We start from the raw sequence: 11,990 nt of genomic DNA, 5'->3' as shown, positions 1-11,990 counted from the left end.
TTGATTTGATATAGTTGATACCATCTGCTTTTGGTGCAACTGCTTTTCCAAAGAAGGCTGCCAAGACAAGAATTGTCAAAACATAAGGTGCGATTTGAAGGTAAACCGCTGGCACTCCTTGTAGGAATGGCAATTGAGAACCGATAACAGCCAAACTTTGTGAAAGCCCAAAGAAGAGACTAGAAAGCATGGCTCCGATTGGGTTCCATTTACCAAAGATCATCGCAGCAAGGGCGATAAATCCAGGTCCAACAATAGTTGTCACTGAGAAGTTAACTGAGATGGATTGAGCATAAATCGCTCCGCCAATTCCACCTAGGAAACCGGAAATAATAACCCCTAAATATCTCATCTTGTAGACATTGATTCCCAAGGTATCCGCTGCTTGAGGATGTTCACCGACAGAGCGGAGACGAAGACCAAAGCGAGTCTTGAATAGGATAAACCAAGCTAAGAATGAGAAGGCAATCGCGATATAACCTAGCAGACTTGTTGATTTGAAGAAGATATCACCAATCACTGGGATATTAGCTAAGACTGGGAAGTCAAAGCGTCCGAAAGTCTGACTTAGGTTGTCGGTTTGTCCTTTGTTATAAAGAACTTTCACTAAGAAAACAGCCAAGGCAGGCGCCATCAAGTTCAATACCGTACCGCTGACAACATGGTCTGCACGGAAATGAACCGTTGCTGCTGCGTGGATGATAGAGAAGAGACCTCCAACCAATCCTGCTACAAGCAAGGATAGCCATGGAGTTGCTGCTCCAAATTGTTCTGCAAATTCAAGGTTAAAGACAACTCCAGAAAAGGCACCCATAACCATAATTCCTTCAAGGCCGACGTTGACCACACCACCACGTTCAGAGAAAACACCACCGATACTTGTAAAGATGAGGGGCGCTGAGTAAATCAGCATAGAAGACACCAAGAGGGTGAGCAAGGTTGTAATAGACATCTTTACTTACCTCCTTTAACTTGTTTTTTCGGTTTGACAAAGCGTTCGATAAGGTAATGAACACTGACAAAGAAGATAATAGACGCTGTTACAATGCTGACAAGCTCAGATGGTACCTGCGCCGCATTCATACCAGGGGCTCCAACTTGGAGAACACCAAATAGGAAGGCTGCAAAGAGAATACCAATTGGTGAGTTGGCCGCAAGCAGACTAACCGCCATCCCATTAAATCCGACAGCCAATGATGCCCCTTGAACATAGACGTTCTGGAAGGTTCCCAGACCTTCAACAGCTCCACCAAGACCAGCCAAAGCACCTGAGATAATCATTGAGAGGATAATCGTTCGTTTGGCAGAAATACCAGCGTATTCTGATGCGTGAGGATTAAGACCAACCGCACGGATTTCAAAACCAAGGGTTGTTTTCTTGAGCATGAACCAAATGACTGCAACGGCAATGAGAGCAAAGAAAATACCGATATTCATCCGCGAGTTACCAGTCAACTCAGCTAACCAAGGTGTCTGGTAAGTTGCATTAGCCCCAACACGAATCGTTGAATCTGTACTTTGCATGAAGTCTTTAGGAAAGGCATGGATAAAGGCATTTCCTATATACAAGACAATGTAGTTCATCATGATGGTTACGATAACCTCTGATGTCCCTAGATAGGCTCTAAGAATACCTGGAATGGCTCCGACAATCCCACCAGCAATCAAGGCAATCACGATAGTTGCTAGAATCATCAAGGGACGTGGCATATCTGGATGCGACAAGGCAAACCAACCACTGAGAATCCAACCTGCCAAAGCCTGACCAGGAAGTCCGACGTTAAAGAAACCAGCACGACTGGCAACGGCAAAACCAAGACCAATCAAGACCAAAGGTCCCATTGCACGGAAGATTTCTCCAATCCCACGCAGACTACCAAAGGCTGTATAGAACAATTCTTCGTAGCCCCAAATAGCATCATAACCGAAGATCCACATGACAATGGCTCCGAGTAAAATTCCTAGGAAGACAGAAATCAAGGGAACCGAAATTTGTTGTAATTTTTTAGACATCACTCTTCTCCTTTCCCAAGTTTCCACCAGCCATCAAGACACCAAGCTCTTGTTTATTGGTTGTTTCTGGTGATACAATACCTTGAATCTTCCCATCGTGGATAACGGCAATACGGTCTGAGACGTTTAAAATCTCATCTAGTTCAAAGCTGACAACAAGGACAGCCTTCCCATTATCACGCTCTTCAATCAAGCGTTTGTGGATATATTCAATAGCACCGACATCCAAACCACGAGTTGGCTGGCTGACGATAAGGAGATCAGGATCTCGATCAATTTCACGAGCAATAATTGCTTTTTGTTGATTTCCTCCTGAAAGGGCAGCTGCTGGAACAAATTCACTGGCAGCACGAACATCAAATTCTTCCATTAGCTTTCTAGCATAAGAAGTAATATTTGAATAGTTCAAAATTCCATTTTTACTATGTGGTTCTTTGTAGTAGGTTTGAAGGGCAATATTTTCAGAAATCATCATTTCCAAAATCAAACCATCACGGTGACGGTCTTCTGGAACGTGCCCAACACTCAACTCTGTAATCTGACGTGGGTGCAAGCCTACAATTGAATCTCCTTTTAGCTCGATGCTACCAGATTCAATCTTGCGAAGGCCTGTGATTGCTTGAATGAGTTCAGACTGACCATTTCCATCAATCCCCGCAATACCAACAATCTCTCCAGCACGAACATCCAAGGATAGATTTTTCACAGCTGGAACACCACGGTTTTCATTGACCACCAAATCTTTGATAGACAAGACTACTTCTTTGGGTTGAGAGGCCTGTTTCTCTGTTTTAAAGGAAACAGAACGTCCCACCATCATTTCTGCCAAATCAGCATTGGTAGCCCCTGCAATTTCGACGGTTTCAATTGATTTCCCACGACGGATAACTGTAACGCGGTCAGAAACTGCGCGAATCTCGTCCAACTTGTGGGTAATCAAGATAATTGATTTTCCTTCTTTGACAAGATTTTTCATAATAGCCATCAACTCCTCAATTTCTGATGGAGTCAAAACAGCCGTTGGTTCATCAAAAATCAGGATATCAGCCCCCCGATAAAGGGTTTTTAAAATTTCTACACGTTGTTGGGCTCCAACTGAGATATCTGCCACTTTGGCAGAAGGATCAACAGCTAAGCCATAACGTTCAGAAAGAGCCTTGATTTCTTTGCTAGCTCCAGCGATATCTAGCACACCATTTTTAGTCAATTCACTTCCTAAAATGATGTTTTCAGCCACTGTGAAAGCCTCTACCAACATAAAGTGCTGGTGAACCATTCCGATTCCCAAGCTAGCTGCTTTAGATGGTGAGTCGAGGTTGACAACTTGACCGTTGACCACAATTTCACCACTGGTTGGTTCAAGAAGCCCTGCTAACATATTCATGAGCGTGGACTTTCCAGCCCCATTTTCTCCTAAAAGTGCATGAATTTCACCTTTTCGTAGGTGCAGGTTGATTTTGTCGTTGGCAACAAATTCACCAAACACCTTGGTAATATCACGCATCTCAATGACATTTTCGTGTGCCATGTGCTCTTCCTTTCAGAGTCTTATTTTATTTCAATAAAACTTGCTAGTTTGTCTAGTAGCAAGCTTTACTGAGACAAAATGACTTTGTCTCAACTCTTAAAAAGCGGCCGATGGCCGCTTCCTAAGAAATAACTTCCATCCATTATTTTGCAGGAACTTTTACGCTTCCATCAAGGATTTTAGCTTTAGCATCTTCAACAGCTTTTTTACCTTCTTCAGAAAGGTTAGTTGTTACCAAGTCAACCCCTTTATCTTTCAATGAGTAGACAATGATTTGACCACCAGGGAATTCACCTTTTTCTGCCTTGTTAGAAATATCTTTTACAGTTGTACCAACTTGTTTCAATGTAGATACAAGAACAAAGTTTGATTCCTTGCCATCTTTAGAAGTGTATTTACCTTCTGCTTCTTGGTCACGGTCAACACCGATAACCCAAACTTTTTCATTTTCAGGACGGCTTTCGTTGAGTGATTTTGCTTCTGCAAAGACACCAGCACCTGTACCACCAGCTACTTGGTAAACAATATCTGCACCGGCTGCGTATTGTGCGGCTGCAATTGTTTTACCTTTCGCAGCATCACCAAATGAACCAGCGTAGTCAACTTGTACTTTGATAGATGGGTCTACTGAGGCAACACCAGCCTTGAATCCTGCTTCAAAACGAGAGATAACTTCTGACTCCTGCCCACCTACAAAACCAACTTGTTTTGTTTTAGTTGTTTTTGCTGCAGCTACACCTGCAAGGTAACCTGACTCATTATCAGCGAAAGTTACGCTCGCAACATTCTTTTGATCTTTAATCACATCATCAATCAAGACATAGTTCAAGTCAGAATGTTCTTTAGCTGCTTCTTCAACCGCATTGTGAAGGGCAAAACCAACACCGAAGATTAGGTTGTAACTGCCAGCCGCTTGTTGCAAGTTGTTAGCGTAGTCAGCTTCACTTGTTGATTGGAAGTAAGTGAAACCGTTATCTTTTGAAAGATTGTGTTCTTTACCCCAAGCCTGCAAACCTTCCCAAGCTGATTGGTTGAATGATTTATCATCAACACCACCAGTATCAGTGACGATTGCTGCTTTTGTCTTCACATCAGAAGATGAATCTGCCTTACGAGAAGAGCGGTTACCACATGCAGCAAGTCCAACTGCTGCCACTGCTACTAGGCCAAGACCTAGCCATTGTTTCTTGTTCATTACTGAACCTCCTAAATAAGATGTGCAACGATGTTGCAAGTATGGATTGGTTGGCCACAAGGACCGTGCCACTCAGAGAGCGACTCAGACTAGTTTAAGTCTGTAAAAGAGTATGGAAGTAATTCCCCGACCGTCATCTCGACCGTCGATTTATCTTTTGCGACTAAAGTCACTTTTAGATCTTGTTCAAAAAATTCGACCATTACTTGGCGACAAGCACCACATGGTGAAATTGGTTTTTCAGTTTGACCATAAACAATCAGCTCTGAAAATTCTCTTTGTCCTTCAGATACAGCCTTAAAAATGGCTGTTCTCTCACCGCAATTGGTCAAAGGATAGCTAGCATTTTCGATATTCACTCCCGTGTAAACACTTCCGTCTTTTGCCACTAAAACTGCTCCGATAGGAAAGTGAGAATAAGGGACATAGGCATGTTTGCTGGTTTCAATTGCCAGTTCAATCAACTCAGTAGTCGCCATCTGCCAGTTCTCCTTTTAAAATAGCTACACCAGCTGACGTTCCGATACGAGTCGCACCTGCTTCCACAAAGGCAAGAGCATCTGCATAAGAACGAGCTCCACCGGCGGCCTTGACACCCATATCAGGTCCAACAGTTTCACGCATCAATTTGACATCCGCTATCGTAGCACCACCAGTTGAAAAGCCAGTAGATGTTTTAACAAAGTCAGCCCCCGCTTTTTGGGCCAATTGGCAAGCCAAAACTTTTTCTTGGTCAGTCAGCAGGCACGCTTCAATAATGACTTTCACTAACTTGTCACCACTTGCTTCTACTACTGCGCGAATATCAGACTCAACCAAATCAAGATTTCCTGATTTGAGGGCACCGACATTGATCACCATATCAATCTCATCTGCACCATTTTGGATAGCTTCCTTGGTTTCAAAAGCTTTCACAGTTGAAGTTGTTGCTCCCAAAGGGAAACCTACTACCGTGCAGACCTTGACATCTGTACCTTCAAGTCCTTTTTTAGCATGTTCAACCCAGGTCGGATTAACACAGACGCTGGCAAAGTCATACTCTCTAGCTTCAGACAACAAACAATCAATTTGTTTTTCTGTCGCATCTTGCTTCAAAAGCGTATGATCGATATATTTATTTAATTTCATATTCGGATTCTCCTGTCGTTTATGAGATAATTTCTATAATTTCTCGTAAACTTTGCACCCTATCATTTATTTTAACATATTTTTGAAAATCTGTAACTAGCTGAGGAGAATTTTTTCCATTTGTGTATACTTTTGCAACAATTTCTCCCTTTTGAACAGAATCTCCAACTTTCTTTTCAAAAACAATTCCTGTTTCATAGTCCAAATCATCAGTCTTGACTGCACGACCAGCACCCAGTCTCATGGCATAGAGACCAAATTCCATGGCCGGAAGAGCTGAAATGACACCTGTTTCCTGGGCAGGGATTTCCACCACATGGGACACATTGACTGGGCGATAGAGGTCTTCCAAGTCTCCACCTTGAGCTTGGACCATCTCCTCAAACTTAGCCAGTGCTTGGCCATTTTCAAGATGTTGGCGAACTTCCTCAACTGTCTTGTTTACATTTGCCAGACCAAGCATAATTTGAGCCAATTCACAGATGAAGTGGGTAATATCCTGACGGCCTTGTCCTTGTAAAATCTCCAGTGCTTCAAGGATTTCCAGACGATTTCCAATCGCTCGTCCCAAGGGCTGACTCATATCTGTAATCACGGCTACCGTCTTTCGACCAACTGCCTTACCGAGATCTACCATAGTTTGAGCCAGTTCACGCGCCTTATCTACTGTCTTCATGAAGGCACCCTCACCAACAGTCACGTCTAGCAAAATAGCATCTGCTCCTGCCGCAATTTTCTTGCTCATCACCGAACTCGCAATCAAAGGAATCGTGTCAACAGTTGCGGTTACATCACGGAGGGCGTAGAGAAGCTTATCAGCTTTGACCAGCTGGTCTGATTGCCCAATGACAGATACTCCAATGTCCTGCACTTGATTAATGAAATCTTCTTGACTGCGCTCGACTTGATAGCCCTTAATGGACTCCAATTTATCAATTGTGCCCCCGGTATGACCGAGACCACGACCACTCATTTTGGCCACAGGTACACCAAAGCTAGCAACAAGAGGAGCTAAAATCAAGGTCACTTTATCACCAACACCACCCGTAGAATGCTTGTCAACCTTAACCCCCTCAATAGCTGATAAATCAAACTCTTGACCTGTCTGAACCATATTCATAGTCAAATCTGAGATTTCTCGTGTCGTCATTCCTTTGAAATAGACAGCCATGGCAAAGGCAGACATCTGATAATCAGGAACAGCTCCTGACACATAGCCTTCAACTAACCATTCAATTTCACTCGAAGTCAATTCTTGACCATCTCGTTTTTTTTGGATTAAATCAACTGCTCTCATTCTTTCACACTTCTAAGGATATAGTATCCCTTATCTTTTTTGACGACTTCACAATTGCCAAACACATCTTCCATCTTAGACTTGGCACTTGGAGCCCCTTGTTTTTTCTGGATAACGATGGTCAAATCCCCACCAGTTCCCAAGAAATCTTTACTTTTCTCAATGATTTCATGAACCACTTGCTTGCCTGCACGGATAGGGGGATTGGAAATGACATGGTCAAATTTTCCTTCAACTTGTTCATAGATGTTGGACTGGAAAATCGTCGCTTCTACTTTATTTCGTTCAGCATTTTGTCGCGCCAAATCCAAGGCACGATTGTTGATATCGACCATGGTCACCTGAACTCCAAAAGCCTTAGCCAAGGACAAACCCAAAGGCCCATAACCACAGCCGACATCAAGGACAGTCTCTCCTTGGTTGACCTCAAGACACTTGAGCAAGAGTTGACTGCCAAAGTCAATCATTTTCTTGCTAAACACACCTGCATCCGTCAAAAAGGTCATTTTTTCTCCCAACAATTCCACTCTCAACTCATGTATGTCGTGAGCAGCGTCAGGATTTTCTGCATAGTACATTTTATTCATAACCCTATTCTATCATATTTTGGATCGAATTGTAAACCGTTTACATATCCAGAATGAGACAAAAAGATTGAAGGAAGTTGCTTTACAATAGCTCCCCTTCAATCTCTTTCAACTTTTATAAGCAACTTGTATTTCATCTAGGACTACAGCTATCATTGCCATGATAAAACAACAAATTTATTGTCTATAATCAAGCGCATTTTTATTACGATTGCTTAACCTTCAGATACTTAATTATCAAAAAAATTCCCAACAAAATGTTTAGATAAAAGCCCAACTGATAAGTTTGTGTCAGGATTTCCAAACTTGTCCAAAGACGTATCAAATCTTCTAGTGACATGCGGAAGAAATAACCCTCTGTCGCAATCCATAGGACTAAAAAGCAATAACTTCCAGCAGCAAGCCATTTCGCCCATCGTTTTTTTAGTAAGAAAGCAATCAAGAGCGAACAGATAAAGACAGCTGTTATAATGGCATGTTCCATCAAAAAAGTAAAACCGTAATAGATTTCCACAAAACGTCTACCATTATCCGCATTGGCTCCTTTTATAAAAGGTAAAGCAAAACTTAAAATAAAACAGAGTTCCAATATATAACTTTTTAAAATTTTCATGACACACCTCCTATAAGTTGTGAACCCCAAAGCCCCCTTTATTAGCTCATAAGTCAGGAGAAAGTAGCTCCTATTTCATCAATAAATTATTCATCCTCTATCTACTTATATTATATACTATTGACTTACCACATTCAAGAAACCGCTTTATTTTTTTAACTTTTTATGGTATGATAGACAAAATATCTAGGGGAAAACAAATGACCAACGAATTTTTACATTTTGAAAAAATCAGCCGCCAGACTTGGCAATCTTTACATCGAAAGACAACACCTCCTTTGACAGAAGAAGAATTGGAATCTATCAAGAGTTTTAATGACCAGATTAGTCTTCAAGACGTTACAGATATCTATCTCCCCTTGGCTCATCTGATTCAGATTTACAAGCGAACTAAGGAAGATTTGGCTTTTTCAAAAGGAATTTTCCTCCAACGTGAAAGTAAATCTCAACCTTTTATCATTGGGATTTCTGGGAGTGTTGCTGTTGGAAAATCAACATCCAGCCGACTATTGCAAACTTTGCTTTCTCGAACTGTAACTGGGGCTAGTGTTGAGCTGGTAACAACCGACGGCTTTCTCTATCCCAACCAGACCTTGATTGAACAAGGGATTTTAAATCGTAAAGGATTTCCTGAAAGCTATGATATGGAAGCTCTTCTCAACTTCTTGGACCGCATCAAAAACGGACAAGATGTAGATATTCCTGTCTATTCTCATGAAGTCTACGACATCGTACCTGAGGAAAAGCAAAGCGTTAAAGCTGCTGATTTTGTGATTGTCGAGGGGATCAATGTCTTTCAAAATCCACAAAACGAGCGTCTCTATATCACTGACTTCTTTGACTTTTCCATCTATGTTGATGCTGCAGTGGATGACATCGAGAGTTGGTATCTGGATCGTTTCTTGAAAATGCTGAGCCTAGCACAAAACGACCCTGATAGCTACTACTATCGTTTTACTCAAATGCCAATTGGGGAAGTGGAATCCTTTGCCCATCAAGTCTGGACCAGTATCAATCTCACAAATCTACAAAATTATATTGAACCGACCAGAAACCGTGCGGAAGTGATTTTGCATAAAACAAAGAACCATGAAATCGATGAAATTTACTTAAAAAAGTAATTTTCCCTTGTCAAAACGTAAGTTTTCAGATATAATGGTATAGTTAGTAAATATGGAGGTAAGAACATTGGCAAACATTAAATCAGCTATCAAACGCGCTGAATTGAACGTTAAACAAAACGAAAAGAACTCAGCTCAAAAATCAGCTATGCGTACTGCTATCAAAGCTTTCGAAGCAAACCCATCTGAAGAACTTTTCCGTGCTGCTAGCTCAGCTATCGATAAAGCAGAAACTAAAGGTTTGATTCACAAAAACAAAGCAAGCCGCGACAAAGCTCGTCTTTCAGCTAAACTTGCTAAATAAGAAACAGTCCATAGAGGCTGTTTTTTTGTCTCCAAATAGGAAAAGGTAGAAAATGAAAATTGCAATTATCGGATATTCTGGTTCAGGTAAGTCAACGCTAGCTGAAAAGTTGTCTCACTACTACTCCATCCCAAAACTTCACATGGACACACTCCAATTTCAACCTGGTTGGCAAGACAGTGACCGCGAATGGATGTTGACCGAGATGAAAAACTTTCTCACAAAGCATGAATCTTGGGTTATCGATGGGAATTATTCTTGGTGCTATTACGAAGAAAGAATGCAGGAAGCTGACCAAATCATCTTTCTCAACTTTTCCCCATTGGTCTGTCTCTTTCGGGCTTTTAAACGTTATCTCAAATACCGAGGCAAGGTCAGGGAAAGTATGGCAGCTGGTTGTCAAGAACAATTTAATTGGGAGTTTATCAGATGGATTCTCTGGGATGGGCGGACTAAAAATGCTAAGGATAGATACCAATACTTAAACAATACTTACCCAGAAAAGATGCATATTCTCCATTCTCAAGCAGAGATTGATTGTTTTTTGCGATCTTTAAAAAAGTAAACAATATAGTAGCATTTCATTAAAATCAGCATGCACTGATTGACTAAAAAAGGAAGTTTTTCATCCAGAAAGTCTTCCTTTTTTCCTTTTATTCAACAATTAAAAATAACTCGAGTAATTTATAAATCAACAATAAAATTCCCCTAGAAATGAAGAGAATCTTGTTCATAGTTTCTGAGTTAGTGATACAAAAAACTGAAGGAAGTATAGTCCTACTTCTTTCAGTTTTTTATTGTCTCAATTTAGAAAAAACTTCTCCAATCTTACCTTCGATAACTAAATCAGCTTGGCTGTCTTGAGGAGTGCTGGACTTGTTGATAACGACAAGATTTGACCCTGAAAAATAATTGATTAGGCTAGCTGCAGGGTAAACAACTAAGGAAGTTCCACCAATGATCAACAAATCTGCTTGCTGAATGGCTCGAGCTGCGCGACTAAATACATCCATATCTAGCGCTTCCTCATAAAGGGTCACGTCAGGTTTGACCACCTTGCCACAATCTAAGCAGTAGGGAACTGGACCTTCAAGTTCCAAAAAGGCAGTCAAATCATAAAAGCGATGACAGCCCAAACAATAATTACGATCTGCACTACCATGCAGTTTCAAAACTTTCTGAGATCCTGCCATTTCATGGAGACTATCGATATTTTGCGTCACAATCGCCTTTAATTTACCTGTTTTTTCCAACGACGCTAGATAATCATGTGCTAAATTCGGCTTGGCATCAGGATAGACCAGATACTTTTTGTAGAAATCAAAAAAATCCTCTGGATAGCGCTCAAACATAGTGCGTGAAACCAGTTGCTCAGCAGTAAAATGGCGACCTAGTTTCAGACTATATATACCATCTGAACTACGAAAATCTGGAATATTAGACTCTGTAGAAACCCCTGCACCACCGAAAAAGACAATGCTCTGACTTTGATCAATAATACCTTGTAATTGTTTAATCTTATCCATTTTGTACTCCTAGGAATTTTCAAGTTAAAAAGTTGAAAGTCTTGACTTCTTGTCAACTTGGCTTCCAACTTTATTTGATTATGATTTAGATATTAAACTGACTAGTCTCGGTCCTTTGACACAATTAGGCTTCCTTCAATTTCCTTATTCTTACCTATTTCAGGATTGATTCATTGTTGATAGTTATCATTTTGAGAACAAGAGAAACCATTCTGAGTATAGCCTACCTTTAGTCTGCAATCAAAGTTTCCAAACCAACCTTCATCATATCGGTGAAGGTATTTTGGCGTTCTTCTGCAGTAGTATCTTCATCTGGATTGACCAAGCTATCTGAGATTGTCATGATAGCTAGCGCATCAACATGATGTTGGGCAGCAAGATAGTAAAGCGCTGCTGCTTCCATTTCCACAGCTTTAACTCCCCATTTACCAAGCTCGATGTTCTTTTCAAAGTAGTTTGAATAAAAGACATCAGATGACAAGACATTTCCCACATGAGTAGTCATGCCCAGTTCTTTTGCGATATGATAAGCCTTATCTAGCAAGTCAAAGCTAGCGATTTGTGGAAAATCGTACTGTGGCCAGTCATTGCGGATGATGTTAGAATTTGTTGCAGCTGCCTGCGCCAAAACCAATTCACGAACGTGGACATCTTCATTCAAAGAGCCTGCAGTTCCCA

Annotated in this window: 14 protein-coding genes; 3 read left to right on the top strand and 11 right to left on the bottom strand. The window is 41.1% G+C overall.

Annotated features, from left to right (window positions below):
* From WKI23_RS08980 to WKI23_RS08940, 9 genes are all read right to left on the bottom strand, one after another.
* Nucleotides 1-952 (bottom strand): ABC transporter permease (locus tag WKI23_RS08980; RefSeq protein WP_368079685.1); only part of this gene is annotated, 952 nt, incomplete at its 3' end.
* Nucleotides 953-954: 2 nt separating this feature from the next.
* Nucleotides 955-2,013: an ABC transporter permease gene (locus tag WKI23_RS08975; protein ID WP_368079684.1), complete on the bottom strand. Its 1,059-nt coding sequence runs from the start codon at nt 2,011-2,013 to the stop codon at nt 955-957.
* Nucleotides 2,006-3,541 carry an ABC transporter ATP-binding protein gene (locus tag WKI23_RS08970; RefSeq protein ID WP_368079683.1) on the bottom strand — a complete coding sequence of 512 codons (1,536 nt, stop codon included), beginning with the start codon at nt 3,539-3,541 and terminating at the stop codon, nt 2,006-2,008. Before WKI23_RS08970 ends, WKI23_RS08975 begins: the two co-directional genes overlap by 8 nt.
* A gap of 142 nt (nt 3,542-3,683) precedes the next feature.
* On the bottom strand, nt 3,684-4,736 hold the full coding sequence (locus WKI23_RS08965) for a BMP family protein (protein WP_368079682.1): 1,053 nt from the start codon (nt 4,734-4,736) through the stop codon (nt 3,684-3,686).
* A gap of 89 nt (nt 4,737-4,825) precedes the next feature.
* Entirely contained in the window at nt 4,826-5,215 is a 390-nt protein-coding gene (locus WKI23_RS08960) for a cytidine deaminase (protein WP_000246089.1), read from the bottom strand.
* The gene (deoC, locus tag WKI23_RS08955; RefSeq protein ID WP_368079681.1) at nt 5,202-5,864 is read right to left on the bottom strand and encodes a deoxyribose-phosphate aldolase; all 663 of its coding nucleotides are present in this window, start codon (nt 5,862-5,864) and stop codon (nt 5,202-5,204) included. The genes WKI23_RS08960 and deoC overlap by 14 nt, the downstream gene beginning before the upstream one ends.
* A gap of 19 nt (nt 5,865-5,883) precedes the next feature.
* Nucleotides 5,884-7,161, bottom strand: coding sequence for a pyrimidine-nucleoside phosphorylase (locus tag WKI23_RS08950; protein ID WP_368079680.1), 1,278 nt, complete (start codon nt 7,159-7,161; stop codon nt 5,884-5,886).
* Complete coding sequence (locus tag WKI23_RS08945; RefSeq protein WP_368079679.1) at nt 7,158-7,748, bottom strand: class I SAM-dependent methyltransferase; 591 nt, start codon at nt 7,746-7,748, stop codon at nt 7,158-7,160. Before WKI23_RS08945 ends, WKI23_RS08950 begins: the two co-directional genes overlap by 4 nt.
* Before the next feature lie 205 nt (nt 7,749-7,953).
* Complete coding sequence (locus tag WKI23_RS08940; RefSeq protein ID WP_368079678.1) at nt 7,954-8,361, bottom strand: hypothetical protein; 408 nt, start codon at nt 8,359-8,361, stop codon at nt 7,954-7,956.
* Nucleotides 8,362-8,561: 200 nt separating this feature from the next.
* Here WKI23_RS08940 and coaA point away from each other — a divergent pair, with 200 nt between their 5' ends.
* The 3 genes from coaA (at nt 8,562) to WKI23_RS08925 (ending at nt 10,351) form a co-directional block, all read left to right on the top strand.
* Nucleotides 8,562-9,482, top strand: a complete 921-nt coding sequence (gene coaA / locus WKI23_RS08935; RefSeq protein ID WP_368079677.1) for a type I pantothenate kinase — start codon at nt 8,562-8,564, stop codon at nt 9,480-9,482.
* Between the two features lie 67 nt (nt 9,483-9,549).
* Nucleotides 9,550-9,786, top strand: a complete 237-nt coding sequence (gene rpsT, locus WKI23_RS08930) for a 30S ribosomal protein S20 (protein ID WP_001274000.1) — start codon at nt 9,550-9,552, stop codon at nt 9,784-9,786.
* A gap of 52 nt (nt 9,787-9,838) precedes the next feature.
* A complete protein-coding gene (locus WKI23_RS08925) occupies nt 9,839-10,351 on the top strand; it encodes a DNA topology modulation protein (RefSeq protein WP_368079676.1) in 513 nt (170 codons plus the stop codon).
* A gap of 229 nt (nt 10,352-10,580) precedes the next feature.
* Here WKI23_RS08925 and WKI23_RS08920 read toward each other — a convergent pair whose 3' ends face one another.
* Both WKI23_RS08920 and WKI23_RS08915 read right to left on the bottom strand, forming a co-directional pair.
* Nucleotides 10,581-11,312 carry an NAD-dependent protein deacylase gene (locus WKI23_RS08920; RefSeq protein WP_173304607.1) on the bottom strand — a complete coding sequence of 244 codons (732 nt, stop codon included), beginning with the start codon at nt 11,310-11,312 and terminating at the stop codon, nt 10,581-10,583.
* Nucleotides 11,313-11,541: 229 nt separating this feature from the next.
* Nucleotides 11,542-11,990 (bottom strand): phosphorylase family protein (locus WKI23_RS08915; protein ID WP_440215397.1); only part of this gene is annotated, 449 nt, incomplete at its 5' end.

The sequence above is a fragment of the Streptococcus pseudopneumoniae genome, assembly GCF_038148955.1.
GTDB lineage: Bacteria > Bacillota > Bacilli > Lactobacillales > Streptococcaceae > Streptococcus > Streptococcus pseudopneumoniae_T.
The sequence above is the reverse complement of the archived record's forward strand: the minus strand, read 5'-3'. Positions and strand labels throughout refer to the sequence as shown.

Excerpts from the sequence above, each read along its gene's own strand:
- WKI23_RS08975 (WP_368079684.1), bottom strand. The coding sequence starts at position 2,013 with ATGTCTAAAAAATTACAACAAATTTCGGTTCCCTTGATTTCTGTCTTC.
- WKI23_RS08970 (WP_368079683.1), bottom strand. The coding sequence starts at position 3,541 with ATGGCACACGAAAATGTCATTGAGATGCGTGATATTACCAAGGTGTTT.
- WKI23_RS08965 (WP_368079682.1), bottom strand. The coding sequence starts at position 4,736 with ATGAACAAGAAACAATGGCTAGGTCTTGGCCTAGTAGCAGTGGCAGCA.
- WKI23_RS08960 (WP_000246089.1), bottom strand. The coding sequence starts at position 5,215 with ATGGCGACTACTGAGTTGATTGAACTGGCAATTGAAACCAGCAAACAT.
- deoC (WP_368079681.1), bottom strand. The coding sequence starts at position 5,864 with ATGAAATTAAATAAATATATCGATCATACGCTTTTGAAGCAAGATGCG.
- WKI23_RS08950 (WP_368079680.1), bottom strand. The coding sequence starts at position 7,161 with ATGAGAGCAGTTGATTTAATCCAAAAAAAACGAGATGGTCAAGAATTG.
- WKI23_RS08945 (WP_368079679.1), bottom strand. The coding sequence starts at position 7,748 with ATGAATAAAATGTACTATGCAGAAAATCCTGACGCTGCTCACGACATA.
- WKI23_RS08940 (WP_368079678.1), bottom strand. The coding sequence starts at position 8,361 with ATGAAAATTTTAAAAAGTTATATATTGGAACTCTGTTTTATTTTAAGT.
- coaA (WP_368079677.1), top strand. The coding sequence starts at position 8,562 with ATGACCAACGAATTTTTACATTTTGAAAAAATCAGCCGCCAGACTTGG.
- WKI23_RS08925 (WP_368079676.1), top strand. The coding sequence starts at position 9,839 with ATGAAAATTGCAATTATCGGATATTCTGGTTCAGGTAAGTCAACGCTA.
- WKI23_RS08920 (WP_173304607.1), bottom strand. The coding sequence starts at position 11,312 with ATGGATAAGATTAAACAATTACAAGGTATTATTGATCAAAGTCAGAGC.